Genomic DNA, 24,898 nt, shown 5'->3' with positions numbered 1-24,898 from the left:
CAGCCTATAATACTGACATACGCATAAATTCGGCTGATTTTTACTTAATATGGAGAAAATCTGCACATGGATGACTTCGACCGACAACTTTTAGCGAAACTACAATTAAACAACAAAAAAACCTCTGAAGATCTTGGAAATGAAATAGGACTGTCTGCAACTGCGGTTCAAAGAAGGATCAAGAAACTGAGGGAATCGGGAACCATCGAAAAAGAAGTCGCCATATTAAATAGCCGCGCGCTAGGTAACTTCATAACTATTATTGTTGAAGTTTCCTTGGCAAAAGGTGGCACCACCGTGATTGACAACTTCAAGAAAAAAGCCAAGGCGCACTCCGAAGTACAACAGTGTTACTACATGGCGGGCGAAAAAGATTTTATACTGATGATTACCGCGTCCAGTATGCAAAGATATCAAGAAATCACCCGAGAGTTATTTCTGGATGACCAAACCATACTCAAATTCAGCTCAAATGTAGTGATGGAAAATGTAAAACAGAGCCTAGCCTATCCTTTTTAAAGCGAATCGATTTGCAAGCTCAAGAGCAAACTTAAAGTCAATCCCAGCCCTAAGCTCGGCACAATGACTTAGTCATATCACCTCAATCACGGCTTTAATCGCTTATTGAATAACAATCTCGGTTTGAAGTTGATGACTCGAGTGTCCACAAGCCATAAACTGCTAAACTCCAGTTGCGGTCTTCATCGCGATCATGTTGCAAACATTCAAAGAGGTTCGTTTGACGATTACGCTTCCCTATCAGATTCATAAAAATGACGTTTTTGACCTAAAAAAATCCGCCCAAAAAACTCTCAGAGAGATTTATACCGCAGGACCAAACGGAGCTCGGTATTGGCGTGTCACCCCCTATGATACTCAAGATATAGGCGTGGATATGCGCCTCAATTGCCTGCCAGTGCACTTGGCGATTGTTGATCAAGTGAAACAAAGAATCGCTCACTGTAAACAAACACGGATTGTGATTGGCCTGCTCGAACCAGCAGATAAAGACGCCAAAACGCTCAACACACTAAGCAAGCGAATACGTAAGGCCTTGGTAAATAACGATAACGTGAAGAACCTTTATCACACATGGATTGAACTGGACTTTGGGAATAACACCTTCGATGTTTTCGATATTACGGGGCCCTATTGGAAACACATCCCTAATGCGGATCAAGGCTGCTACTTTGATCGGCAAACCGCCAGTCAATTTGGTCTAAAATATACGCCGATATTCAAATCACAAAATAACGTTCTGGCGTTTCACGAACGAATCACTTATTTGCAATCAAGTAATGATGTGGCAGGAAAAAGCCATGCACAGCGTTATCTGAAGCAGTTTTATAGCCATCAACCGCGGGTTGAAACTCCCCCGAGTTATATCGATAGACTCAAAGAATTTTTCCGCTCTTTTATGGAAAGGATGACTTAAGCAAAACCGACTGGCTTGCTTCATCAAACTATCGGCGTGTCGCGGCTCAGCTCAAACCAGAGCGCGACTTTAAGCCCCCCTTAGTATCTAGGGTAACGTTAAGGCACTGCAAAATAGGCCAATGCCATAGGCACTGTGAGTGACGATACTTAACCCCCTCGCCAACCGAGGCGCAGCTGTTTTACTTGCCGCAAACCCAAAACCAAGACAAGGTTGGATGATACAAAAAGGAAATACCAAGGTCACAATCCCGGTGATCAACGCAGGCAGCAGTGTTGGACTTACCAGCCATACCTCTTCGAATAAAAACACATGAGCCATCGCAAAAACAATCCCAATTGCATAATGTAAGGCCCAACCGAGAAGTCTTTCGCCCTTGATCGGCGGTGTAGACACAATCGTTCGATGCAATAGTCGGCCCCTTGGGATGAAACATACCCATCGCGCAAGCAGCGCATAATCCAGCGCTGGGATCCCGAGTATTCTTTTTTGGAACAACGACCAACCATCCATGACCAGCGTCGCTCCAATACCAATCCAAACGGCTTGTAAACAAAGATTTGTAAGCATTAAATATTCCCCTTGTCGCTCTTAATTTGATAGATTCACAAACAGGGTACAACTTGAAGTCAACTTTAAGTCAATAGGAGATATGATGGATATTGCAGAGGAGGCTCGTCGCTCTGGTTTAAAACCTTCAACCTTAAGATATTATGAAAAAATCGGGCTGATCCACTCCCCCAGTCGAAAAGGGCTACGCCGACAATATTTTCCAAGTGTATTGAATAAATTAAATATTATTTCTTTGGGCCGCATGGCTGGGCTATCGCTCATTGAAATTTCAATGATGTTCGATACAAACGATGAATTGTCTATCGATAGAACATTGTTAATCCAAAAAACGACTGAGATTGATGCGCAAATTAAACAGCTACAAGCAATACGCAATAGCCTTTTCCATGTTGCAACTTGCCCACAAACTTCGCATTTAGAATGCCCCTCATTTCAGAAAATGATGAGCGCAGTGAAGCGTGATCTATCTTAGATTTATCGGGCCAAGCGCGGTGTTAGCTGACCGGAACTCGGGGAAATAGGCTTTGTCAGCAACAGCCCAATTGCCTGTGATGGCAAACTAGTAAGCTATTTATATCTATTGTTGCGCCATGAGGCCATACTGAAATGGTTACGCATTCCGTTTACAGAGCTCAATGCATCGCAATTCTCCTAAGCTTGGATCCAAACTAACTGCAGGTTTAAGTGCTTCCCCAAATAGGAAATGATCATGAGTAAAGGACAAGACAGTAAAAAAGGCTCCAAGAAGAAACCGCTGTTAAGCGCCAAAGAAAAGAAAGCAGTCAAAGCAGTCAAAGCAGTCAAAGCAGTCAAAGCAGTCAAAGCAGTCAAAGCAGTCAAAGCAGCCAAAAAATCGCCAAAGAAAGGTCTAGGACTTTAGATTCAAATTGTGACGAGTCATCGATTATTTCGATGACTTTTTGCGTTTCACAAATAACACAAAATAACCAAGTTGAATAAACGACGGCGGCCAATCCCCCCTTGTTGCAAGTAGCCAGCCTTACCGCTTGATGGCGGTACAATCATCCCAAGTTGCCAGCGCGGCAAATAAAAAGCCGCCACAACGCGCCCCCCACTGCAAACAACAACAGAATTTCATAGCGCTTGGTTTAACCACAAAGCGCTCTTATAGCAGCAGGCTATAACTCAGAACAAATTAGATTTGTTAAAATACCCAATTAGACTTCTGGACGGCTAATTAATCATTGACTTCAAGGGCACTTATCCATAGCATCCTTCTACCATTCAGTCACACCTTAGCATGTAATTCTAAGCTCTCTTGTATAGGCCTATGTAAATGATTGAAATCAGCGATGTTAATAAGGTTTTCTATCAAGGAGAGAAAGAGATTGTTGCGCTTAATGCCATCAACCTTTCTATTCCTCAAGGAACCATTTTTGGCGTGATTGGCTCATCCGGTGCAGGTAAAAGTACCTTGATCCGTTGTGTCAATATGCTGGAAGCGCCAACTTCGGGACAAATCATTGTTGATGGGGTCGATCTCACCACTCTTTCACACCCACAACTTTGCCAAGCTAGACGCAATATAGGGATGATTTTTCAGCACTTCAACTTGCTATCTTCACGTACGGTATTCAACAATATCGCGCTGCCCTTAGAGCTAGCAAACACAGATAAAACGCAGATTGATCGTAAAGTAACAGAGCTCTTGGACTTAGTCGGCCTCACCGATAAACGAGACACCTATCCAGCCAATCTTAGTGGCGGTCAGAAGCAACGAGTCGCGATTGCGCGAGCCCTAGCCTCTGATCCGAAAGTACTGTTATGTGATGAAGCCACCAGTGCCCTTGATCCCGCAACCACCCAGTCGATTCTGGAGTTGTTACGAGAGATAAACTTGCAACTTGGCATTACCATTTTACTGATCACTCATGAAATGGATGTAGTGAAGAGTATTTGTCATCAAGTCGCGATCATCGGTGGTGGTGAACTGGTAGAGAAGGGAACCGTTGGTGAAATTTTTGCGCATCCCAAAACCCAACTGGCTCATGACTTTATACGCTCAACTTTAGACCTCTCTATCCCCGAAGATTACCGAATACGGCTAAACACAAAAAGAGTCGTGGGAAGTCACCCCTTAGTGCGCTTAGAGTTTACGGGAGCAACGGTTGACGCACCTCTGATCAGTCAAATTGCTCGCCAATTTAATATCGATGTTAGTATTTTGAGTTCCGATCTTGATTACGCCGGAGGGGTAAAATTTGGCATGATGGTCGCCGAACTACTTGGCAATGAAGCAGACGATAGCGCAGCGATTGAGTTTCTGAAACAACATAAAGTCAAAGTGGAGGTACTTGGTTATGTCCAGTAACGGTTTTTCATTTCAACAAATCGTGGAGTGGCTAAACTTCAATGGTCAGTTACTACTCGGCGCTACGGGCGAAACCCTCTACATGGTGTCGGTCGCGGGCATTGTTGGTTTTGCACTTGGTATTCCCTTAGGTGTTATTTTACATATCACTAAAAAAGGTGGATTAGCTGCAAACAACAAACTAAACCGAATATTAGGTACAATCGTGAATATCGGTCGTTCGGTACCGTTTTTAGTGCTCATGGTCGCAATTATTCCACTCACCAAGCTGCTAGTAGGTACCTTTATTGGCACCACCGCCGCGATTGTGCCGCTAACGATTGGTGCAATCCCATTTGTTGCACGTTTAATCGAAGGCGCACTGCTAGAGGTTCCTTCTGGTTTAGTTGAAGCAGCGCAGTCGATGGGCGCAACGCCAAGGCAAATCATCACCAAAGTTTTACTGCCCGAAGCGCTCCCCACCATTATCAATGCCGTCACCATCACACTAGTAACCTTAGTCAGTTATTCTGCGATGGCAGGCACTGTTGGTGGAGGCGGCTTGGGTGATGTGGCTATTCGCTATGGTTTTCACCGTTATGATGTGGTGATTATGGCCGTGACTGTAGTGATGCTCATCATCTTAGTCCAGATTATTCAGTCGATTGGCGACTTGATTGTAAGACGGGTCGACCACAGATAGTGATTTTCAACGAAAAAATTTGCAAATAACGGTTTTAAAAACGACCACCAGATCGACAAAAATAGATATTAATTACAGGAAACACAGCATGAAATTTAGTCTTAAAAGTATTCTCGCAGTTAGCCTGGCGGCATCTGCTTTAGTTTTAGCGGGTTGTGGCGAGAAAGAGACCGACCTAAGCAAGATTAAAGTTGGAGTAATTGCCGGAGCAGAAGCTCAAGTAGCAGAAGTTGCAGCCAAGGTAGCCAAAGAAAAATACGGCCTAGACGTAGAGTTAGTGACCTTTACCGACTACGTCACACCAAATGCAGCATTAGATGATGGCTCTGTTGATATCAACGCCTTCCAACATAAACCATATCTGGATCAACAGATCCTCGATCGCGGCTATAAATTGGCTATCGCAGGTAACTCTTTTGTTTACCCAATCGCCGGCTACTCAAAGCAAATTAAAACTATCGCAGAACTGCCAGACGGCGCACGTATCGCGGTTCCAAATGATCCAACCAACCTTGGTCGCTCATTAATTCTTCTTGAGCAGCAAGGCCTACTCACCTTACGTGACGGCGTTGGTCTACAAGGCACCGTTCGCGATATCGTTGCTAATCCTAAAAACATTAGCATTGTTGAATTAGACGCCGCCCAATTGCCTCGTTCACTTGATGACGTTGCCCTTTCGATTATCAACACCACTTACGCTAGTAGCATCGACTTGTCACCCGAGAAAGATGGTATTTTTGTAGAGAGTAAAAAATCGCCTTACGTCAACTTAATCGTGGCTCGCGAAGACAACGTTAACGCAGCAAATGTGCAAAACTTTGTAAAAGCCTACCAAACCGATGAAGTATACCAAGCGGCTTCCACAATCTTTAAAGGCGGAGTGGTAAAAGGCTGGTAATCAAGCCACAGCCGCTAGAAAATGAGTGAGCAAAATTAAACATCGCGTTTACTTTTACGAATAAAGAGCCCGCATCACGCTCACTGAACATAGAAGATAAGCCTTTTTATCGCTGATTAATCAGCCAACAACAATGCCCGTCGAGCGATAGCAAAACGGGCATTTTAAGACTCTTTCATCAATCCCAGAAAACCAATCTTGCAGTCAACGTTTGTGGCCATAGATCCATCTCAAATTGAAGATCTAAGCATTGATTTTTTTAGAACACGATGAAGTGCTTTCTGCGCCGCTGGTGCGCAGCAACTCATTTCAGAAAGTCCCAACCATTCAGCCTTTTCAATTTCTGCGTTAGCAAATATATCCCCCGTGAAATTTGCGGTGTAACAATGCATTGTCAGCTGAGTATTGGCTAAAGCATATGCCGTATCAGTGATCGAGAATTGGTGCTGAATTGAATCGAGAGCTAATTCAATACTCAGTTCTTCGCGAATTTCACGCTGTAAGCCAACTTCATTGGTTTCTCCGCTCTCCAGCTTGCCACCTGGGATAAAAAATTTATCTTTACCTTTAGACTTCACACAGAGTAAGCGCTCTCCTTTTCTATAGAGCCACCCGACACTCACTAACTGTTCCATTTTTACCCCTCATGGATATAAAGCATGTAATGAATAGATCATTATTTTTGACGAGAGACTAAAAATCAACTGGCTTAACTCGGTCGCCATCCATACACTCTTTAACCAAGAGAATATATTCGTGAAAAATAGTAAAGTATCAGCAGGCAGCCATTTCGGTTTTTAGGTGCTTGGGCTAACAGTGAAAACCGCGGGTAAACACCACCGTTTTCAAGCCAATTCGATTAAGCATTATAAGGTGTTGTCTAACCAAATAATTGATTTAGGGGCTTATCGAGATAAGAGGCTAAAGTAAAAAATAGCATTGACAGCAAGCATAAAAAACCTTGCAAAAATGAGCCACTAGCCCCCTTGAAACGAGGCTCGAAAGTCATAAATATATTCGCGGAGAGCCCCCAGACTCTGCGACCTTTTATTTTAGGCAAGCGACCAACATGCCTAAAAGTCTATCGGGCACACCCGCTCACCAGAGCGGTACTCTTTGGCTAAACGCACCGCATTAGTCAGAAACTGCAAGGTATAAGCTGGGGGTAACTTGCCAGGGTGAGAGCGTGAATGGTTACTTTTTGCTCTCATCCCGCGAGAACCCTGCCGATAGCACCTGTTCAAGGTAAGTCGTATTCATTGCCGCGATATTTTGCTTACGTCTGATACTGGCCTTTTTACCCTTTTCCTGTCGCAGCAGGTTCAGTGCTATATGGCGGATAATCGCCAAAAGCTCAGCAGCGTTCTCTCGGTAGATTTGGCAGTCATCTTCGTTGAACGATGTATCAAGCACCCAGTGAAGGCTGTTTTCGATACCCCAATGGCCTCGCACTGCATCAGCGAATTGTTCTTTGTTCAACTCTGCCGAGCTGATGTAGTAGCGGTACTCTAGCGACTCTTTGCCGTTAGCTGCCATGCGATAACCCATTGCAACACCGAGCGTTTTCAGCCCGGGCCAATGCGCGAACTCTTTCGCCAGCTCGTTGGCAGGCAGCACCGCATAGGCTCTCGCCTCCTTGCGGCCTCGGCCTTTCTCTATACATACAATGGGGTCATCAATTACGGGGTTCAGTTGAGCTTGCACAGCGTTATAGAGTGACTCTTGATTACCTTTTACTGCCAGCAAGTAATCCGCTTTTCTGTCTGTTATGGTTTTTGCGATATTGGTTTGGCAACCCATGGCATCTATCGATACAAGCGCCCCCTTGAGCTCTAGTGCATTGAGCAGCTCTGGGATAGCGGTAATTTCGTTGGATTTAGCATCGGTTTTTACTTGCCCCATTACGACACCATTGGCGGTGGCAAACGCGCTGACCATGTGTATCGTAGACTTGCGGTCATCCCGACTGTAGGAGCTGCGGAGCACCTTGCCGTCTACTGCGATTAGCTGCCCACCGGTTTGCTCACTCACCGCTAACATCCACTTGCTGAAGCACTGCTGAAACTGCGATGGGTCAAGCCGTGAAATCAACCGAGCAATGGTATCGTGTACTGGTAGGCCTGAAGCAAACAGGCCCTTTTCACGTAACCAGTTGAAGTGGGCTTCACCAAAATCTTCGATATCCTCCCAACCTTTGGCTCCGCCAATAGTTGCACATACGGTAAGGAACATCACATCGAACAGCGGATAGCTTACTTTAGCGCTTTGGCGAGGATCTTTAATGCTGGCGAAATGCTCAAAAAATACGTCGATGGTCATGGAGGGCTCCCGAAAAAGGGAGTATAAGATCACAGCGCGAACGTCAGGTCAAATAGCTTGTGCTTGCTCAAAAAACGTTCGCGATCTCACCCTGGGTAACTTGCTGGTGCCGTTCTCTCGAGCAAAGCGCTCTGTTTCGAGTGCGTCTACATCCCCTTTTAATACACAAGAATAGTAATAAACATCATTTCTAAAAGGTTTTAACTCGTACACGCGGCTTAAATAAGCCGCCATTACCTTCGGCTTACTTTGTTCTTTGTACCACTCTTGAGCCATCACCAAGGTTTGCGGTAAATGCTCATCAAGTACTTCACCATTCTCAGGGCGAAAACGTAAATTATCAGACAATAACCAATTTAGTTCGTTATCTTCTCTAATAATGCCGACTAACTCAGCAAACCAAGAAGGGCTCGTATATACTCCCATCTCGATAGATTCTATAGGCGGGTATTTAAGCAGGCGGGGAGTTATTTTGAAAAAACCAAAGCCCCCTTCTGTTTCCACAGTAAACTTCCAGTCTCCTGCTCCAATATTCTTCGCTTCATAACGCTGCTTATAAAAAGCTAAAAATTCTCGTTTTTTCATTACTCCCCCACCTCATTTAAGCCTGCCACTCTTTCCATTTTTACTGGTATACCATCGGGATAAAAAGCATAAAAGAATAAAAGGGGTCAGAGTCACTTTAATTTAGCTAACAAGCTTTCACCAGCCTTTCCGTCTACCGCGAATGCCTTCCGTCACTCGCAAACCTGTAAGCGTTTCAATTTCCTGTTTAAACTTATCGCTACCCAATGCCAAACCTTTGTGGGTGGCTTGGCGAATGTCATCAAGGAGCTTTCCTTCAATATGATGAATGAACAACGAGCGATAAGCAGTTTGCCTCTCAATTGGTGAACCGCCTAAACCAGTATAAAGCTTATGCTCCGTTAATAAGCTACTGCGCTTACCCAAGGCATTGCATAACTAGACCAAGAGTAATCGGCTGGGTCGTTAACCATATTGGCGCGCACAGGGAATAAAAGGGGTCAGAGTCACTTTAATTTAGCTAACAAGCTTTCGCCAGCCTTTCCGTCTACCGCGAATGCCTTCCGTCACTCGCAAACCTGTAAGCGTTTCAATTTCCTGTTTAAACTTATCGCTACCCAATGCCAAACCTTTGTGGGTGGCTTGGCGAATGTCATCAAGGAGCTTTCCTTCAATATGATGAATGAACAACGAGCGATAAGCAGTTTGCCTCTCAATTGGTGAACCGCCTAAACCAGTATAAAGCTTATGCTCCGTTAATAAGCTACTGCGCTTACCCAAGGCATTGCATAACTAGACCAAGAGTAATCGGCTGGGTCGTTAACCATATTGGCGCGCACAGGGTTTAGCTCTATATATCTGCATACCTGCATAAAGTAAGCTTCATTTTCGATTAAGCAAGATTTGTAACGCCCCTCCCACAAGGTACCAGTGCGCTGGTAGCGACGATTAAAATACAACACATACATTCGCCCGAGTGACTGCATCATTTTAGAGATGCCCGTTGCTGTTGAAGGTGTACAAAGTAAATGTACATGATTGGTCATTAGCACCCATGCGTGAATAGCTACCTTATGCTGCTTGGCATATTGCTTTAACCAAGTAACATAGCCTCGCATATCTTCGTCATTGGCAAAAATAACTTGCCGATTATTACCGCGCTGAATGATGTGCTCCGCCACACCGGGGTAGGAAACACGAAGTTTTCGAGCCATTTCATCACCTAAAGCAATATGTTTACTTTAGTGTAGAAAATATAAAGTGACTCTGACCCCTTTTATTTTATCAGGGTACTTTATCTCAATTTTTTCTCCCGCCTTTAAATTCAATTTATTAGCTAATTGACCTGAAGCAATTGCATCGGGCGGTATACGATACATTGGCTCGCCCTTAGCATCTATTTCCAACGAATAAGCATGGGAATAATGGATGATAAATAATAAAAGAGGTAGTGTCTAAGGGCTCCCTTTTATTTTAGGCAAGCGACCAACATGCCTAAAAGTCTATCGGGCACACCCGCTCACCAGAGCGGTACTCTTTAGCTAAACGCACCGCATTAGTCAGAAACTGCAAAGTATATTTTGGGGGTAACTTGCTTGTGTCGTTCTCGCGAGCAAAGCGCTCTGTTTCGAGTGCGTCTACATCCCCTTTTAATACACAAGAATAGTAATAAACATCATTTCTAAAAGGTTTTAACTCGTACACGCGGCTTAAATAAGCCGCCATTACCTTCGGCTTACTTTGTTCTTTGTACCACTCTTGAGCCATCACCAAGGTTTGCGGTAAATGCTCATCAAGTACTTCACCATTCTCAGGGCGAAAACGTAAATTATCAGACAATAACCAATTTAGTTCGTTATCTTCTCTAATAATGCCGACTAACTCAGCAAACCAAGAAGGGCTCGTATATACTCCCATCTCGATAGATTGTATAGGCGGGTATTTAAGCAGGCGGGGAGTTATTTTGAAAAAACCAAAGCCCCCTTCTGTTTCCACAGTAAACTTCCAGTCTCCTGCTCCAATATTCTTCGCTTCATAACGTTGCTTATAAAAAGCTAAAAATTCTCGTTTTTTCATTACTCTCCCACCTCATTTAAGCCCGCTACCCTTTCTATTTTTACTGGTAATCCATCAGGGTACTTTATCCCAATTTTTTCTCCCGCCTTTAAATTCAATTTATCAGCTAATTGACCTGAAGCAATTGCATCTGGGGGTATACGATACATTGGCTCGCCCTTACTATCTATTCCCTCTGGCTCAAATCCAACTTGTTGTTGAGTAGATAAATCAGCCCCACCAGTTTTAACTTCAATAATTAGTACAGTTTTATCAATGTTACTTATTGAACAGATATCTGGTTTACAGTAGCCGCCTTTTCCATCTGCATGATAAATGACCATCGGTACCCAACGGTTTCTTCGTCGGTATCAAAAGGTGACTTCGCTAACGCGAACTATTTACCTGGTGCTGGGGGCAGTCGATTTATGTACTTAAGCACGAAACCAACTTGGTTCTATATGATAACGACAACGCCCGATGACCTTTCGATTGTAGATAAAAGCAGTGAGTACTATAAAAGTGGCGCTAAAACCTACTTAACACGAGAAGAATGGATGACAAATTACCCTACAATCGTACCCGAGTAGAATGCCGCCGAATAATGACTTCGCAAATGATTTGTCTACAGTGCATAGGATGAGACGGTATAGGAAGTGAGTGGTGGGGGGAGACTACACGACGGTGATTTTGAAACACAAAAAAGCCGTCACTAGGACGGCTTTTTCTAATTTGGTACCAGAGGCCGGACTTGAACCGGCACGTTATTTCTAACGGGGGATTTTGAATCCCCTATGTCTACCAATTTCATCACTCTGGCATTTTTCCCCGCCTCAGCGAGTGATTGGCATTATAAGCTGCGTTTTTAGATTGGCAAGTGCTTTTTAAGAATAAGCCGTCTAAGTGTTTAAGATTTGCTCGCGCGAGCATTTTATAAGCTTATGTTGGCAAAATTCGGCAATAGTTTGGTGGTGGTGAACTGAGTTTTGCTAGAATGAAGGCCTCACTTTTTTGGAAACATCCTATGACACAAGCAGCTTCTCTCTCAGCCCTTCCAAGCGCAGGCTTTTTCCGCCGCTTAGGTGCTTATATTTATGATGCAGTGATGGCAACCGCCATTGCGATGGTTGTAACCATGTTGAGCTTGGCCATGGTTGCCGTCAGTAGTAGTTTAGGTTTACTCACGCTCCCCGAGGGAGTGGAGCCCTCGAGTTACTTGGTGACACAAATTTGGTTTCAGGGGCTAATTTGGGGCAGCATCATCTTGTTCTATATTTGGTTTTGGCACAACCAAGGCCAAACAATCGGAATGCGAGCCTGGCGTTTGCGAGTTCAAAATAAAGATGGATCGAATATTTCCTATACCCAAGCGCTGATCCGCTTATTCACTTCAGCCCTTGGGCTAGGTAACGTAATGGTATTACTCACCAAAGACAAAACTGCTTTTCAAGATATATGGGGAAAGTGCCAAGTGGTCACCCTACCTAAAAAGTAACCCTATCTAAATCACCAGATGATAAAAATAGCCGCGCAGAAAACGCGAACAGTAGGCTGCAATCATGGCAGGAGCCCACGCGATTAATAAGCTCATCGCGAGGGCTGTTGTGATTAACTCACCACTTATGCGCGGCGATTGATCAAATACAAGGCAATCCCAAGTACCAATGCACTTGGAATGGCAGCGCTCACATAAGGGGGCACACCATAAACTAAGCTCATCGAACCTAAGACTTGATCAAGAATGTAATAGCTAAATCCCGCCACAACACCCATCATTATTTTTGCGCCCATACTGGAGCTACGCAACGGACCAAATACAAAAGACAGAGCTAATAACATCATGATGCCAGTGAGTATAGGCATCATCAATTTACGTGCTAAGGCTAACTGGTAGCGAGCGGGATCTTGATGGTTTTGTTGCAAATAACTAATGTAAGAGTACATTCCCGAGATCGACAAATCATGGGGTTTAATCGTCACTACACTCAATTTTTCTGGCGTGAGGCTGCTATTCCATCGATAACGGTCGAAGTGTTGTCGAGTCACTCCATCATCACTAAAATCGGTCACCACAGCCTGATCGATCAACCAATAATCTTTATCATAAATAGCACGTTCACCCTCTACCTGTTGATAAAGATCGGCATTCTGATTAAAGCGATAAATCGTAATATTGAATATATCTTTACTTTCTTGAACTTCGCCAATACTCACAAAGCTATCGCCATCTTTAGCCCATATCCCACGTTGTACCGCGACCAATGAGCCACCAGACATCTTGCTAGAACGTAACTGTTTAGCCGCCAAATCTGAGGAAGGGGCAACATATTCTCCTAAAAGCATCATCGCGATCATCATCGGCACAGCCGTTTTAAGCACCGCCGAAGCAATATTAAAACGAGATAAGCCGGCACTTTGCATCACCACCAATTCACTGGTACTGGCCAAAGATCCTAAGCCGATCAGGGCACCTAATAAGGCAGCCATAGGGAAAAATATTTCTAACTCGCGAGGCACACTCAGCAACACATACCATAGGGCATCCACCACTTGGTAATCCCCTTGACCAACGCTGCCCAGTTGCTCAACAAATTTTACGATCATACTCAAGCTTTGTAGGGTCACCAAGACCAACAAACTAGACATTAAAATCGTTCGGCCAATGTACCAATCAAGTATTCGAAACACAGGCCTTTCCTTTAAATTTTCCACGCACTTTCAAGTAATACTCACTACGAATAAACAAATAACTCAGGGCAATACTAAACATCAGCGCATGTACCGACCACAAACCAATGTGGGGTGGCAAAGTCCCTTCCTCAACAGCACTGCGAGCGGCACTCAATAACAAGTAGTAACTAAGGTATAACAAAATAGCTGGCAATAACTTTGCGTAACGCCCCTGCCTTGGGTTCACGGCAGCTAAGGGCACCACCATAAAAGTAAGGATCGGAATAGTTAACGGTAAAGAAATTCGCCATTGTAATTCAGCAACTTGTGCTAATTCGGTCGCCCCCCATAATTCCATGGTGGGTTGTGACCACAACCGCCGTTGTGATTGAGTACTCTCTTGCTCGCGTAAATAAACTTTATAACGCTCAAAATGTAAAATACTAAAATCTAAATCTTTAGGCGCTTGTTCATAGCGTTTGCCGTTGCTGAGTACCATCCATTGTGAACCGTCACTGCGGCGCTCTATGCCTCCTTCTTCAGCCATAACCACTGATGGGCGGGTCTCAGAACCTGCGGCAGGCGTATGCGCCACAAATACTTTCTCAAGATGTTCGCCTTTATTTTCTATTTGTTCAACGAAGGTCACCACCCCGCCGCCTAGCGATTCGAAACGGCCTTGTACCAACACCGACATACCAGCCTCGGCGTCCATTTGGTCAAACAAGCGTTGTTCCAAATAGTTAGTGTAGGGACTAACATACAAAGTATTCGCAGCAGCGACGACGGTAAACAGCAAACCCAAGACCAAGGTATCGCGCAATAACTGAGCGGTGCTGTAACCACAAGCTTGTAATACCACCATCTCGCTATCGGCGTATAAGCGCCCATGAGCCACTAACACACCGATGAACATACTAATCGGTAAGATAAGAATTAAAAAAGAAGGGACATTTAATAGCATCACCTTGGCGATGATCTCACCCGCAACATTGCCTTCGGCAGCCTGAGCTAAGATCCGAACAAACTTTTGCGAGGTGAAAATTAGCATCAAAACAGCAAGCACTGCGAGTTGTGTTTTGGCCGTTTCTTTAAATAAGTAGCGGAATATTAGCACTCAGTCATTCACTTCAAACTTGGAACTTTGCTGGTAATAGCAAAAATTTCAGATAAACTTTCTATTTTGTACAGTTTCACATAGCTAAATGTGACCGTATCACTCATATTTATTTAAACAGTCGCTAGGATCAACTGATCCATTCGAGCAGATAAACTATCTTAACCCAGTTTTGCTAATTGTAGGAGCATTCATGGAATTTAGCGTAAAAAGTGGCAGTCCTGAAAAGCAACGTAGTGCGTGTATAGTCGTCGGTGTTTACGAACCACGTCGCTTATCACCAGTTGCCGAACAACTAGATAAAATTAGTGACGGCTATATCAGTGCCCTATTACGCCGCGGTGATCTAGAAGGGAAAGCAGGACAAGTATTGCTGCTACATCATGTACCCAACGTATTGAGCGAACGCGTGCTCTTGGTGGGCTGTGGCAAAGAACGTGAATTAAACGAGCGTCAATACCGTCAAATTATCACCAAAACGATCAACACCTTAAACGATACCGGTTCTATGGAAGCGGTCTGTTTCTTACCTGAGTTACACGTCAAATCACGTAATACTTATTGGAAAGTACGCCAAGCAGTAGAAACCACTCAAGAAAGTTTATACAGCTTCGACATGCTCAAAAGCAATCGTGAGGAAACGCGTCGTCCACTGCGCAAAATTGTCTTCAATGTGCCAACACGTCGTGAACTGGCTATCGGAGAAAGCGCTGTGCAACATGGTTTGGCTGTCGCGCATGGTGTGAAACATGCCAAAGATTTAGCCAATCTGCCTCCCAATATCTGTAATCCGAGCTATTTAGCAGACCAAGCACAACAGCTTGCGAATGATTATGACAATATTAAGGTGAGCGTGCTTGCAGAAGCGCAAATGGCCGAGCTAGAAATGAACTCTTACTTAGCGGTTGGTCGTGGCTCCGATAATGAATCGATGATGAGCATCATCGAATATTGCGCTCCTGGTTGTGAAGAGCAAAAACCGCTGGTATTAATTGGCAAGGGTTTAACCTTTGACTCCGGTGGTATTTCCTTAAAACCTGGCGCAGGCATGGATGAGATGAAATATGACATGGGCGGCGCAGCTGGTGTTTATGGCGCTATGAAAGCCCTAGCCGAGTTACAATTGCCGCTCAAGGTGACCGGTATTTTAGCTGGATGTGAAAACATGCCCGGAGGCAACGCTTATCGACCCGGCGATGTAATTACGACCATGTCAGGACAAACCGTTGAGGTTCTCAATACCGATGCTGAAGGTCGTATGGTTCTATGTGATGTACTTACCTACGTAGAACGTTATGATCCAGAGTTAGTAATTGATGTCGCCACCCTTACCGGTGCCTGTGTCGTCGCTTTAGGCCATCATACTTCTGGCTTAATGACGCCACATAATCCATTGGCTCATGATTTACTCAACAGTGCCGAACAAAGTGGTGATAAAGCTTGGCGGCTACCACTCGGTGAAGAGTACCAAGAACAACTGGCGAGCAACTTTGCCGATATGGCGAACATTGGTGGTAAAACTGCAGGTTCAATTACCGCGGCCTGTTTCTTATCCCGTTTTGCCAAGAAATACAGCTGGGCTCATCTCGATATCGCAGGTACCGCTTGGAAATCAGGTGGCGAAAAAGGCGCAACTGGCAGACCCGTTCCGCTACTGACTCAATTTTTACTCAGTAAATCTGGTCAGGAAATCGAAGAATAAGCAACATTCTAAATCAACCAACAGGGAGCCTTGCTCCCTGTTTTGGTTTAAATAAGCACCACGAATATAGCCCGACAGGGCTTGGCTCGCGTATTTGGAACAAGTAGTCTCTAGCGTATGAATGCGAAATTTTATATCATGCCCGATTCGGTCATCAGTGACAGCGAGGCCCTCGATAAAATAGTGTGTCAAATCGTCGCACAATACTATCGAAATGGTGAGCGGATCGTCGTCTATTGTGCGTCAAAACAACACGCCGAGCGACTTGATGAGCTGCTATGGCAGTTTGAACCAGAACAGTTTGTACCGCACAATCTCAATGGTGAAGGCCCCCAAGGGGGAGCACCTGTCGAAATAACCTGGCAGGTACCAAGGCAACGCCGTCAATGTTTGGTGAATCTCACCAGCACTGCGGTCGATTTTGCCAGAAATTTTCAACATCTTATCGATTTTGTACCCGCGGATGAAATCGGTAAAGCAGCGGCTAGAGAACGTTATCGAGTGTATCGCCAACAGGGTCTACAACTAGACACCGTGGCCTACACAAACCCAGAAATTAAATAGAGTCAAGACATCCAATGGAAAAGACCTACAACCCCAGCGCTATTGAACAGTCGCTATATCAAGAATGGGAACAACAGGGCTATTTTAAGCCCCATGGCAACACCGCTAAAGAATCGTTTAGCATCATGATCCCGCCGCCAAACGTCACTGGCAGCTTGCATATGGGGCATGCGTTTCAAGATAGCATTATGGATACTCTGGTCCGCTATCAGCGTATGCAGGGTAAAAATACCCTGTGGCAAGTAGGGACCGACCATGCCGGTATCGCTACCCAAATGGTGGTTGAGCGTAAAATCGCCGCCGAAGAAGATAAAACCAAGCACGATTACGGTCGGAAAGCATTTATTGACAAGATCTGGGATTGGAAGGCCGAATCCGGTGGCACTATTACCAAACAATTGCGTCGTCTCGGCGCCTCGGTTGATTGGGAACGTGAGCGCTTCACCATGGACCAAGGGATGTCTAAAGCGGTTGAAGAAGCCTTCGTCCGTCTTTATGAAGATGACCTAATTTATCGTGGTAAACGTTTGGTGAACTGGGATCCAAAACTACACACGGCAATTTCTGATCTAGAAGTAGAAAACAAAGAACAAAAAGGCCACATGTGGCACCTCCGCTATCCGCTGGCTGATGGTGAAACCACCAGTGAAGGCTTTAACTACTTAGTCGTTGCCACCACCCGTCCAGAAACCATGTTGGGTGATACCGGTGTTGCCGTAAATCCCGAAGACCCGCGTTATAACAGCCTGATTGGTAAATTTATTGAACTGCCATTGGTGGGTCGTCGAATTCCGATTGTTGGCGATGAACACGCCGACATGGAAAAAGGCACCGGTTGTGTGAAAATCACCCCTGCCCACGACTTCAATGACTGCGAAGTAGGTAAACGCCACCAATTGCCGATGATCAACATTCTCACCCTGAATGCAGAGATCCGTGATGAAGCTGAAGTATTTAATAGCAAAGGTGAGCCATCAGACGCTTACGCCACCGACATTCCTGCCGAATACCAAGGCCTCGAGCGCTTTGCCGCCCGCAAAGCGATTGTGGCTAAGTTTGATGAACTCGGCTTGCTCGAAGAAGTAGCAGAACACAATAACACCGTCCCTTACGGCGACCGCGGTGGAGTGGTCATTGAACCGATGCTGACCGACCAATGGTATGTACGTGCAGCGCCCTTAGCCAAGGTCGCAACCCAAGCCGTGGAAGACGGTGAAATTGAGTTTGTACCTAAACAATATGAAAATATGTACTTCTCGTGGATGCGCGACATTCAAGATTGGTGTATTTCTCGCCAACTTTGGTGGGGGCACCGCATCCCTGCATGGTACGACGAAACAGGCAAAGTTTACGTGGGTCGTAACGAAGCCGAGGTACGCAGCAAACACGGTTTAGCCGACGATATCAGTCTGCGCCAAGACGATGACGTTCTGGATACCTGGTTCTCATCTGGACTGTGGACTTTCGCCACCCAAGGTTGGCCGGAAAAAACGCCCGATCTGGCTACCTTCCACCCCAGCAACGTATTGGTCACCGGTTTCGACATCATTTTCTTCTGGGTTGCCCGTATGATTATGATGACCATGTACTTCATCAAAGATGAAAACAACAAGCCACAAGTCCCCTTTAAGACGGTGTATGTGACCGGGCTGATCCGCGACGAAAACGGCGACAAAATGTCTAAATCGAAGGGGAACGTACTCGATCCCTTAGACATGATCGACGGCATTGATCTCGAAAGCTTGGTCAGTAAGCGTTGTGGCAACATGATGCAACCGCAGCTGGCGAAGAAAATTGAAAAAGATACTCGTAAAACCTTTGAAAGTGGCATCGAAGCCCACGGTACCGATGCGCTGCGCTTTACTCTTGCCGCTATGGCCACTACTGGCCGCGACATTAACTGGGATATGAACCGCCTCGAAGGTTATCGTAACTTCTGTAATAAGCTGTGGAACGCCAGTCGCTACGTCTTAATGAATACCGAACAGCAAGATTGCGGGCTGTCTTCACAAGAGCACGGCGGCGACATGGAATTTTCACTGGCCGATCGCTGGATCGAAGGTCAGTATCAGCAAACCATTAAGGCCTACCGCGAAGCGCTCGACAGCTATCGCTTCGATATTGCCGCACAAACGATCTATGAATTCACTTGGAATCAATTCTGTGGCTGGTATTTAGAACTCACGAAGCCGATTTTGTTCAAAGGCAGTGAAGCACAGCAACGTGGCACCCGCTATACCTTGCTAAATGTACTAGAAAGCTTACTCCGTTTGATGCATCCAATTACCCCTTACATCACCGAAACAATTTGGCGCCAAGTCGCTCCGTTGGCTGGCAAGGGCAAGGCGGATGACAGCATTATGTTACAAGCTTTCCCTGAGTTTGATGCAAGTCGTATGGATGAAGCCGCCATCGCCGATCTTGAATGGCTCAAACAATTTATTTTGGCAATTCGTAATATTCGCGGTGAAATGGACATTAGTCCCAACAAACCACTCAATGTCTTATTGAAAAATGCCTCCAGTGAAGACCAACGCCGCCTAAAGGATAACGCACCGTTCTTAGCTTCTTTAGCCAAATTGGAGAGTACAAGTTTGTTAGCCGAAGGCGAAGCGTCCCCTGCTTCTGCTACCGCCTTACTTGGTGACATGGAACTACTGATCCCCATGGCTGGTCTCATCGATAAAGAAGCCGAGCTAACGCGGATTGGCAAACAACTTGAAAAGCTCGACAAGGACTTAGCAAAAGTTGCAGGTAAACTGTCTAACCAAAAGTTTGTGGCAAACGCACCTGAGCAAGTGATTGCGAAAGAGCGTGCTAAGTTAGCCGAAATGGACAAAGCAAAAGCAAAACTAGTCGCGCAACAAACGACTATCGCTGCGTTATAAATCACGTCTAGTTAAGGGTCCTCCGCCGGGGGACCTTTTTATTTGTAGACGAGGAACCAACATGAATAAAAGTTTCATCACCAATCTGATTGCCCTCGTATTGGTCTGCGTCGGCTATTTTTTCCAACAAGCACTGATGTTTTCCATCGGTTTATTTGCTCTATCTGGTGCCGCAACTAACTGGATAGCCATTCATATGCTATTTGAAAAAGTCCCCGGATTATATGGCTCGGGGGTTATTCCAGCCCGCTTCGATGACTTTAAGCAAGGTATCAAAGAACTGATGCTAAGCCAGTTTTTTACCGCCGAAAACATCGACCGCTTTTTATCCGATGCCAGTGGCAAAGCAATTCAAGTAAACCTGAGTCCCGTCATCAACAAAACCGATTTTAGTCCGGCTTATCATGCCTTAGTGGAAACCATCGAAGGATCTTCATTTGGCGGGATGTTAGCGATGTTTGGTGGTAAGGAAGCACTCACCCCCTTAGAGCAGCCTTTTATCGATAAACTAAAAGAGGCTGTCCTTCAAATTAGTCAGGATCCACAGTTTAGTGAGGCTTTGCGCCAAGAATTAGAGCAACCAGAACACTTGGGTGACGTACAACAAAAAATCACTTTAATTATTGAACAACGCTTAGCCGAGCTCACGCCGCAATTAGTGAAGCAAATTATACAACAAATGATTAGAAAACACTTAGGCTGGTTAGTGGTTTGGGGTGGTGTTTTTGGGGGCTTGTTTGGCCTACTTAATGGCCTCGTATAAAACTCGATAGCGCGCGTTAATCGCGCTCTACCACGCCATAAGATGCGAGTATTTTAGTAATCTCGCCAGAGTCCAACATTTGTTGTAAGTGCTTTGAGATTTCTGCGGCGCGCTCGATCAACTTAGAACGTTTTGAAATGGCCAAATAAACCGAGCGGTAATTACGTTTTGTATAATTGGTATGCTCAAATATATCTGTCATGTGTCTTTGCTTTAAAAAGATATCACCTTCAATACAAGACATAATCAGCGTATCGATACGGCCACCAAGTAGTAGGCGAAATAAACTTTCATCGGTCGTTGCATAGTGTTTGAACAGTTTGAGATCTTGATCAAATTGTTCAAAATAAGCGACTTTGTTCAATACCCCTATCGTTAAGGAGTACAAATCAGAATAGCTATCGAGCTTCTGCACAGGTCTAATTTTCGCTTGATAAAAACACATGTCGTTATGACTACGGTAAGGCGGCTCAACAAAGTGCATATACTGCGCACGCTCATCGTTTTTATAGAGGCCGGTCATCACATCACTTTCGCCAAGTTCCATATACTTTAAGCAACGTTTCCAACCACAGGGCTGAGTCTTTAACTCCAGATCAAGAGCCTGACTAAGCTGCTTAAGAATATCGATCTCGATACCGCTCAAACTACCATCGGCCTTAATCACTCGCCATGGCGGCCAATTAGCGTTGGCGGTGACCATCTGCATAGCGGCAACGGGCCAAGCCAGAAAAAATAATAGAACAACAATACGCAGCGACACAGCCTATCCTAAATCCTGAGCATATAGCTCAGTGTAATAAAAAAAACGACACCTAGGCGTCGTTTTCATCGATAAATTTTAGGCTCTATGACTCGTCGTCATCCTCATCAGACTCGAAATAGGTGCCCCATCCATCATAAATGACCTTATGCTTATCGGCAATATTCGCTAATTCTTCAATACTTTGTTTGATTATTTTCGCTTCTAGCGGCACTTCAACAATCACATCAAAGCACCATACCTTAGTCCCATCTTCTAGCTCGGCTTCTTCGGCATCACTCACCTCATAACCCGCTTTAAAGACATCTACCGCCGCTTTTTCAAGCACTTTAAAATCGTTGCTGGCAAGGTGGTGTTCGATGGTATATTCGGCATCTGGATCGCTGCCATCGGCCAATAATTCTTGAATAATTAAATCAGTTTCGGCCTGCCAATCGGCAATCAATTGTTGGGTACTCATGTATTCTCTCCTACCATGGTCTCTGCTGGGCTGGCTAAATTTCGTTGATGAACATCGGCATAATCGGCAGCTTCACCGCGTGCTTCCATGGTCAGCTCATAGATCCGTTGTTCCATCTGCTGATGCAAGTCGGCAATGTGACTGCGCAGCTGTCCTTTCCATTCTGCGACTGAAAAAGCATGGCCCACTTCAACGATCACCTTACCATTGTTCCAACGGTTCAGTTTTACCTGACCATGAGTTGAAGAACAACAGATCGGTAACATAGGAACTTTCGCTTGCATGGCTAGATGAAAGGCTCCGGTTTTAAAACTCTGCAAGCCACGTCCATAACTACGAGTACCTTCAGGGAACATCCATACCGACAGATGACGTTTCTCTATCGCAGCGGCCGCCTGCTTAATGGTGTCGGCGGCTTTACTACGTCGATCCCGGTCAATTAAAATATTACCGGTAATCCAGTAAATTTGCCCAAAGAAAGGGATCAACGCGAGACTTTTCTTACCGATAGACACCACCCCCTTACGCAAGGCGAATGGCAAGGTAAACATGTCATAACTATTTTGGTGGTTGGCTATCCATACCGCCTTTTCTGGCAATTGTTGTGTAACCACTCGAACTTCAACCTCAAGGCCCACAAAGCGTCCACATTTGGCAATTAAAACGCCAATCTGATGCACTAAGTCAGGATGACGAGGTCGAACCAAACAATACAAAATGACAAACGGAAATGCCGTTAACATCACTAACGCAATAAAAATAATTCGAATTACAGCTAACATAGCACCCCCTTAAAACAGCACGCAGTATACGCGCTGAGATTTAAGTGAACAAGTGTAAGCTGAAAATCTACACTTAGGCATCTGCATTGGGCCCCTCTCCAAGCTCAGTCTCGATAGCCTCGACCTCAATGCCATCGACGCGCTGTAAGCCTCGAGGCAATTTGTTACCGCGTCGTCCTCGCTCCCCACGATAATGATCCAAATCGCTCGGTTTCAAAGTCAACTTGCGTTTGCCCGCAAATAGAGTCACCGAAGCATCGGCCGGAACAACACTCAGCAAAGTCACATATTCTTCGCGATTTTTCACTCTTGCACTAGGAATACTAATTAACTTATTCCCTTTACCTTTAGAGAGCTCTGGCAAACTGGTGAGCGGAAAGACCAACATTCTTCCCTCATTAGAGATGACCAGACAACTATCATTCTGGTAGCTGTCCACCACAATCGGTGCCACAACCTTACTGCCCGCAGGTAAACTCAAAAACGCCTTACCATTTTTATTCTTGCTTAGCATATCGCTAAACTTACCGATAAAACCATAACCGGCATCGGAGGCCACCAAGTAGCGCTGTTCGTCATTGGCCATCACGACATTGCAGAATACTTCCCCTGCCGCCAAATTAAAGCGACCCGTCAATGGCTCTCCTTGGCTACGAGCCGAGGGCAAGGTATGTGAATCGAGCGCATAACTGCGTCCTGCTGTATCTAAAAATACTGCCTGCTGATTACTGCGTCCATAAGCACTACTTAAAAAGACATCCCCCGACTTGTAACTCAAGGCTTTAGCATCAACCTCATGGCCCTTAGCCGCTCTTGCCCAACCTTTTTCTGACAAGACCACGGTAATAGCTTCGTTTGGCATCAGCTCTTTTTCACTCAGGGCTTTTGCTTCTGCACGCTCCATCAGTGGAGAACGACGTGCGTTACCATAGGTTTCGGCATCAGCAAGTATTTCCTTCTTGATCAGCGTGCTGAGTCGACGTTCGCTACCCAGTAGCTTCTCCAGCTTATCGCGCTCTTCAGCTAACTCTGCTTGTTCGGCTCGGATCTTAATTTCTTCTAACTTAGCCAACTGACGCAATTTAATTTCAAGGATCGCTTCAGCTTGTTTATTCGATAAGCCAAAACGCGCCATCAGCGCCGCTTTAGGCTCGTCTTCGGTTCGAATGATTTCAATCACTTCATCAATATTGAGGAAGGCAATCAGCAAGCCATCCAAAATATGTAAACGAGCTAATACCTTGTCTAAACGATATTGCAGTCGACGGCGCACCACATCGCGGCGAAACCGCAACCATTCACTTAAGATCTGTAACAAGCCTTTCACTTGAGGCCGATTATCAAGCCCCAACATATTAAGGTTGACTCGGTAATTTCGCTCTAAATCGGTGGATGCAAACAAGTGATTCATTAATTGGTCAACATCCACTCGATTAGAGCGCGGTATCACCACAATTCGAGTTGGGTTTTCATGATCCGATTCATCACGCAAATCCACCACCATCGGCAGCTTCTTCGCTTGCATTTGTGCCGCGATCTGTTCCAGAACTTTGGCTCCCGAGACCTGATGCGGTAAAGCCGTAATCACAATGTCACCATCTTCGGTGTGGAATACGGCTCGCATCTTCACCGAGCCACGGCCCGTTTCATAAATCTTGCGAATATCGCGTCTCGGGGTAATTATTTCCGCTTCAGTTGGATAATCGGGCGCTTGTACAAATTCGAGCAACTCACTCAATTCAGCCTTCGGATTATCCAGAAGATGAACACAAGCCTTGGCAATTTCACCCACGTTGTGCGGTGGGATATCGGTGGCCATTCCCACTGCAATCCCGGTGACCCCGTTCAGTAAAATGTGCGGCAAACGTGCGGGCAGCACTTTCGGCTCATTCATGGTGCCATCGAAATTAGGTACCCAATCACAGGTTCCTTGGCCCAGCTCGCTCAGTAAAACCTCAGAAAATTTCGACAATTTCGCTTCGGTATAACGCATCGCAGCAAAAGATTTTGGATCATCTGGCGCGCCCCAGTTTCCCTGACCATCCACTAAGGGATGGCGATAGGAGAATGGTTGAGCCATCAATACCATCGCTTCATAACAGGCAGAATCACCATGCGGATGATACTTACCCAAAACGTCCCCCACGGTACGTGCCGATTTCTTATATTTTGCGTTAGCCGATAACCCCAATTCAGACATCGCATAAATAATTCTGCGCTGTACTGGCTTTAATCCATCACCAATATGGGGCAAGGCGCGATCCATGATGACGTACATGGAATAATTTAAATACGCTTGCTCAGTAAAAGTGCTCATCGATTGACGTTCTATGCCATCTAAACTGAGTTCATTCGCACTACTCATGCTCT

At 45.3% G+C, this 24,898-nt stretch carries 27 protein-coding genes and 1 tRNA gene; 12 read left to right on the top strand and 16 right to left on the bottom strand.

All coding sequences use genetic code 11. The features are described from left to right. Nucleotides 1–66 precede the first annotated feature (66 nt). Together ACRRSW_RS04140 and ACRRSW_RS04135 are read left to right on the top strand one after the other, a co-directional pair. Nucleotides 67–519 (top strand): Lrp/AsnC family transcriptional regulator, encoded by a 453-nt coding sequence (locus ACRRSW_RS04140; protein ID WP_432460956.1) that lies wholly within the window; start codon nucleotides 67–69, stop codon nucleotides 517–519. Between the two features lie 193 nt (nucleotides 520–712). Then, the gene (locus ACRRSW_RS04135; RefSeq protein WP_432460955.1) at nucleotides 713–1,435 is read left to right on the top strand and encodes a hypothetical protein; all 723 of its coding nucleotides are present in this window, start codon (nucleotides 713–715) and stop codon (nucleotides 1,433–1,435) included. Nucleotides 1,436–1,522: 87 nt separating this feature from the next. Here ACRRSW_RS04135 and ACRRSW_RS04130 read toward each other — a convergent pair whose 3' ends face one another. After that, on the bottom strand, nucleotides 1,523–2,005 hold the full coding sequence (locus tag ACRRSW_RS04130; RefSeq protein ID WP_432460954.1) for a DUF2938 domain-containing protein: 483 nt from the start codon (nucleotides 2,003–2,005) through the stop codon (nucleotides 1,523–1,525). A gap of 82 nt (nucleotides 2,006–2,087) precedes the next feature. On the opposite strand from ACRRSW_RS04130, the gene ACRRSW_RS04125 reads away from it, so the two are divergent. Further along, nucleotides 2,088–2,480, top strand: a complete 393-nt coding sequence (locus tag ACRRSW_RS04125; RefSeq protein ID WP_432460953.1) for a helix-turn-helix domain-containing protein — start codon at nucleotides 2,088–2,090, stop codon at nucleotides 2,478–2,480. A gap of 237 nt (nucleotides 2,481–2,717) precedes the next feature. Then, entirely contained in the window at nucleotides 2,718–2,888 is a 171-nt protein-coding gene (locus ACRRSW_RS04120) for a hypothetical protein (protein WP_432460952.1), read from the top strand. 47 nt (nucleotides 2,889–2,935) lie between these two features. On the opposite strand, the gene ACRRSW_RS04115 is transcribed toward ACRRSW_RS04120, so the two are convergent. Continuing rightward, nucleotides 2,936–3,070: a hypothetical protein gene (locus ACRRSW_RS04115; RefSeq protein ID WP_432454491.1), complete on the bottom strand. Its 135-nt coding sequence runs from the start codon at nucleotides 3,068–3,070 to the stop codon at nucleotides 2,936–2,938. 235 nt (nucleotides 3,071–3,305) lie between these two features. On the opposite strand from ACRRSW_RS04115, the gene metN reads away from it, so the two are divergent. The 3 genes from metN to ACRRSW_RS04100 all read left to right on the top strand — a co-directional run bounded on the left by metN (nucleotide 3,306) and on the right by ACRRSW_RS04100 (nucleotide 5,920). Continuing rightward, a complete protein-coding gene (metN, locus tag ACRRSW_RS04110) occupies nucleotides 3,306–4,340 on the top strand; it encodes a methionine ABC transporter ATP-binding protein MetN (RefSeq protein WP_432460951.1) in 1,035 nt (344 codons plus the stop codon). Beyond that, nucleotides 4,330–5,022, top strand: coding sequence for a methionine ABC transporter permease (locus tag ACRRSW_RS04105; RefSeq protein ID WP_432460950.1), 693 nt, complete (start codon nucleotides 4,330–4,332; stop codon nucleotides 5,020–5,022). The genes metN and ACRRSW_RS04105 overlap by 11 nt, the downstream gene beginning before the upstream one ends. Nucleotides 5,023–5,110: 88 nt before the next feature. Then, nucleotides 5,111–5,920: a MetQ/NlpA family lipoprotein gene (locus tag ACRRSW_RS04100; RefSeq protein ID WP_432454494.1), complete on the top strand. Its 810-nt coding sequence runs from the start codon at nucleotides 5,111–5,113 to the stop codon at nucleotides 5,918–5,920. Nucleotides 5,921–6,150: 230 nt separating this feature from the next. Here the strand turns inward: ACRRSW_RS04100 and ACRRSW_RS04095 are convergent, their stop codons facing one another. The 8 genes from ACRRSW_RS04095 to ACRRSW_RS04060 form a co-directional block, all read right to left on the bottom strand. After that, nucleotides 6,151–6,555: an NUDIX hydrolase gene (locus ACRRSW_RS04095; protein WP_432460949.1), complete on the bottom strand. Its 405-nt coding sequence runs from the start codon at nucleotides 6,553–6,555 to the stop codon at nucleotides 6,151–6,153. A 559-nt stretch (nucleotides 6,556–7,114) separates the two neighbouring features. After that, nucleotides 7,115–8,239, bottom strand: coding sequence for an ISAs1 family transposase (locus ACRRSW_RS04090; RefSeq protein ID WP_432459228.1), 1,125 nt, complete (start codon nucleotides 8,237–8,239; stop codon nucleotides 7,115–7,117). 48 nt (nucleotides 8,240–8,287) lie between these two features. Then, entirely contained in the window at nucleotides 8,288–8,824 is a 537-nt protein-coding gene (locus ACRRSW_RS04085; protein ID WP_432460948.1) for a hypothetical protein, read from the bottom strand. Between the two features lie 117 nt (nucleotides 8,825–8,941). Further along, complete coding sequence (locus ACRRSW_RS04080) at nucleotides 8,942–9,190, bottom strand: transposase (RefSeq protein ID WP_432460947.1); 249 nt, start codon at nucleotides 9,188–9,190, stop codon at nucleotides 8,942–8,944. 329 nt (nucleotides 9,191–9,519) lie between these two features. Beyond that, nucleotides 9,520–9,978: an REP-associated tyrosine transposase gene (locus ACRRSW_RS04075; RefSeq protein ID WP_432460946.1), complete on the bottom strand. Its 459-nt coding sequence runs from the start codon at nucleotides 9,976–9,978 to the stop codon at nucleotides 9,520–9,522. Between the two features lie 280 nt (nucleotides 9,979–10,258). Then, complete coding sequence (locus ACRRSW_RS04070; RefSeq protein WP_432460945.1) at nucleotides 10,259–10,840, bottom strand: hypothetical protein; 582 nt, start codon at nucleotides 10,838–10,840, stop codon at nucleotides 10,259–10,261. Next, a complete protein-coding gene (locus ACRRSW_RS04065) occupies nucleotides 10,840–11,163 on the bottom strand; it encodes a hypothetical protein (protein WP_432454497.1) in 324 nt (107 codons plus the stop codon). The genes ACRRSW_RS04070 and ACRRSW_RS04065 overlap by 1 nt, the downstream gene beginning before the upstream one ends. A 389-nt stretch (nucleotides 11,164–11,552) precedes the next feature. Then, nucleotides 11,553–11,639: transfer RNA gene (locus ACRRSW_RS04060), tRNA-Leu, on the bottom strand. Between the two features lie 204 nt (nucleotides 11,640–11,843). On the opposite strand from ACRRSW_RS04060, the gene ACRRSW_RS04055 reads away from it, so the two are divergent. Continuing rightward, the gene (locus tag ACRRSW_RS04055; protein WP_432454498.1) at nucleotides 11,844–12,314 is read left to right on the top strand and encodes an RDD family protein; all 471 of its coding nucleotides are present in this window, start codon (nucleotides 11,844–11,846) and stop codon (nucleotides 12,312–12,314) included. A gap of 125 nt (nucleotides 12,315–12,439) precedes the next feature. On the opposite strand, the gene lptG is transcribed toward ACRRSW_RS04055, so the two are convergent. Both lptG and lptF read right to left on the bottom strand, forming a co-directional pair. Then, nucleotides 12,440–13,507, bottom strand: coding sequence for an LPS export ABC transporter permease LptG (lptG, locus tag ACRRSW_RS04050; protein ID WP_432460944.1), 1,068 nt, complete (start codon nucleotides 13,505–13,507; stop codon nucleotides 12,440–12,442). Then, entirely contained in the window at nucleotides 13,491–14,606 is a 1,116-nt protein-coding gene (gene lptF, locus ACRRSW_RS04045) for an LPS export ABC transporter permease LptF (protein ID WP_432460943.1), read from the bottom strand. Before lptF ends, lptG begins: the two co-directional genes overlap by 17 nt. Nucleotides 14,607–14,799: 193 nt before the next feature. Between lptF and pepA the strand changes: the two genes are divergently transcribed. The 4 genes from pepA (at nucleotide 14,800) to ACRRSW_RS04025 (ending at nucleotide 20,523) form a co-directional block, all read left to right on the top strand. Further along, a complete protein-coding gene (gene pepA / locus ACRRSW_RS04040; RefSeq protein ID WP_432460942.1) occupies nucleotides 14,800–16,308 on the top strand; it encodes a leucyl aminopeptidase in 1,509 nt (502 codons plus the stop codon). 117 nt (nucleotides 16,309–16,425) lie between these two features. Next, a complete protein-coding gene (locus ACRRSW_RS04035) occupies nucleotides 16,426–16,872 on the top strand; it encodes a DNA polymerase III subunit chi (RefSeq protein WP_432460941.1) in 447 nt (148 codons plus the stop codon). Nucleotides 16,873–16,886: 14 nt separating this feature from the next. Further along, nucleotides 16,887–19,760, top strand: a complete 2,874-nt coding sequence (locus ACRRSW_RS04030) for a valine--tRNA ligase (RefSeq protein WP_432460940.1) — start codon at nucleotides 16,887–16,889, stop codon at nucleotides 19,758–19,760. Between the two features lie 61 nt (nucleotides 19,761–19,821). Then, a complete protein-coding gene (locus tag ACRRSW_RS04025; protein ID WP_432454503.1) occupies nucleotides 19,822–20,523 on the top strand; it encodes a DUF445 domain-containing protein in 702 nt (233 codons plus the stop codon). A 16-nt stretch (nucleotides 20,524–20,539) separates the two neighbouring features. On the opposite strand, the gene ACRRSW_RS04020 is transcribed toward ACRRSW_RS04025, so the two are convergent. From ACRRSW_RS04020 to parC, 4 genes are all read right to left on the bottom strand, one after another. Continuing rightward, entirely contained in the window at nucleotides 20,540–21,286 is a 747-nt protein-coding gene (locus tag ACRRSW_RS04020; protein WP_432460939.1) for a substrate-binding periplasmic protein, read from the bottom strand. An 85-nt stretch (nucleotides 21,287–21,371) separates the two neighbouring features. Further along, on the bottom strand, nucleotides 21,372–21,746 hold the full coding sequence (gene rraB / locus ACRRSW_RS04015; RefSeq protein ID WP_432454505.1) for a ribonuclease E inhibitor RraB: 375 nt from the start codon (nucleotides 21,744–21,746) through the stop codon (nucleotides 21,372–21,374). After that, on the bottom strand, nucleotides 21,743–22,528 hold the full coding sequence (locus tag ACRRSW_RS04010) for a 1-acylglycerol-3-phosphate O-acyltransferase (RefSeq protein ID WP_432454506.1): 786 nt from the start codon (nucleotides 22,526–22,528) through the stop codon (nucleotides 21,743–21,745). The genes rraB and ACRRSW_RS04010 overlap by 4 nt, the downstream gene beginning before the upstream one ends. Nucleotides 22,529–22,601: 73 nt before the next feature. Next, nucleotides 22,602–24,893 (bottom strand): DNA topoisomerase IV subunit A, encoded by a 2,292-nt coding sequence (gene parC / locus ACRRSW_RS04005; RefSeq protein WP_432460938.1) that lies wholly within the window; start codon nucleotides 24,891–24,893, stop codon nucleotides 22,602–22,604. Between the last annotated feature and the right edge of the window lie 5 nt (nucleotides 24,894–24,898).

Source organism: Agarivorans sp. QJM3NY_25 (assembly GCF_050870875.2).
In the GTDB taxonomy this organism is placed as follows: Bacteria; Pseudomonadota; Gammaproteobacteria; order Enterobacterales; family Celerinatantimonadaceae; genus Agarivorans.
The sequence above is the reverse complement of the archived record's forward strand: the minus strand, read 5'-3'. Positions and strand labels throughout refer to the sequence as shown.

What these genes read in the sequence shown, in the direction of transcription:
- ACRRSW_RS04140 (WP_432460956.1), top strand. Translation starts at nt 67, where the DNA reads ATGGATGACTTCGACCGACAACTTTTAGCGAAACTACAATTAAACAAC.
- ACRRSW_RS04135 (WP_432460955.1), top strand. Translation starts at nt 713, where the DNA reads ATGTTGCAAACATTCAAAGAGGTTCGTTTGACGATTACGCTTCCCTAT.
- ACRRSW_RS04130 (WP_432460954.1), bottom strand. Translation starts at nt 2,005, where the DNA reads ATGCTTACAAATCTTTGTTTACAAGCCGTTTGGATTGGTATTGGAGCG.
- ACRRSW_RS04125 (WP_432460953.1), top strand. Translation starts at nt 2,088, where the DNA reads ATGATGGATATTGCAGAGGAGGCTCGTCGCTCTGGTTTAAAACCTTCA.
- ACRRSW_RS04120 (WP_432460952.1), top strand. Translation starts at nt 2,718, where the DNA reads ATGAGTAAAGGACAAGACAGTAAAAAAGGCTCCAAGAAGAAACCGCTG.
- metN (WP_432460951.1), top strand. Translation starts at nt 3,306, where the DNA reads ATGATTGAAATCAGCGATGTTAATAAGGTTTTCTATCAAGGAGAGAAA.
- ACRRSW_RS04105 (WP_432460950.1), top strand. Translation starts at nt 4,330, where the DNA reads ATGTCCAGTAACGGTTTTTCATTTCAACAAATCGTGGAGTGGCTAAAC.
- ACRRSW_RS04100 (WP_432454494.1), top strand. Translation starts at nt 5,111, where the DNA reads ATGAAATTTAGTCTTAAAAGTATTCTCGCAGTTAGCCTGGCGGCATCT.
- ACRRSW_RS04095 (WP_432460949.1), bottom strand. Translation starts at nt 6,555, where the DNA reads ATGGAACAGTTAGTGAGTGTCGGGTGGCTCTATAGAAAAGGAGAGCGC.
- ACRRSW_RS04090 (WP_432459228.1), bottom strand. Translation starts at nt 8,239, where the DNA reads ATGACCATCGACGTATTTTTTGAGCATTTCGCCAGCATTAAAGATCCT.
- ACRRSW_RS04085 (WP_432460948.1), bottom strand. Translation starts at nt 8,824, where the DNA reads ATGAAAAAACGAGAATTTTTAGCTTTTTATAAGCAGCGTTATGAAGCG.
- ACRRSW_RS04075 (WP_432460946.1), bottom strand. Translation starts at nt 9,978, where the DNA reads ATGGCTCGAAAACTTCGTGTTTCCTACCCCGGTGTGGCGGAGCACATC.
- ACRRSW_RS04070 (WP_432460945.1), bottom strand. Translation starts at nt 10,840, where the DNA reads ATGAAAAAACGAGAATTTTTAGCTTTTTATAAGCAACGTTATGAAGCG.
- ACRRSW_RS04065 (WP_432454497.1), bottom strand. Translation starts at nt 11,163, where the DNA reads ATGGTCATTTATCATGCAGATGGAAAAGGCGGCTACTGTAAACCAGAT.
- ACRRSW_RS04055 (WP_432454498.1), top strand. Translation starts at nt 11,844, where the DNA reads ATGACACAAGCAGCTTCTCTCTCAGCCCTTCCAAGCGCAGGCTTTTTC.
- pepA (WP_432460942.1), top strand. Translation starts at nt 14,800, where the DNA reads ATGGAATTTAGCGTAAAAAGTGGCAGTCCTGAAAAGCAACGTAGTGCG.
- ACRRSW_RS04035 (WP_432460941.1), top strand. Translation starts at nt 16,426, where the DNA reads ATGAATGCGAAATTTTATATCATGCCCGATTCGGTCATCAGTGACAGC.
- ACRRSW_RS04030 (WP_432460940.1), top strand. Translation starts at nt 16,887, where the DNA reads ATGGAAAAGACCTACAACCCCAGCGCTATTGAACAGTCGCTATATCAA.
- ACRRSW_RS04025 (WP_432454503.1), top strand. Translation starts at nt 19,822, where the DNA reads ATGAATAAAAGTTTCATCACCAATCTGATTGCCCTCGTATTGGTCTGC.
- rraB (WP_432454505.1), bottom strand. Translation starts at nt 21,746, where the DNA reads ATGAGTACCCAACAATTGATTGCCGATTGGCAGGCCGAAACTGATTTA.
- ACRRSW_RS04010 (WP_432454506.1), bottom strand. Translation starts at nt 22,528, where the DNA reads ATGTTAGCTGTAATTCGAATTATTTTTATTGCGTTAGTGATGTTAACG.
- parC (WP_432460938.1), bottom strand. Translation starts at nt 24,893, where the DNA reads ATGAGTAGTGCGAATGAACTCAGTTTAGATGGCATAGAACGTCAATCG.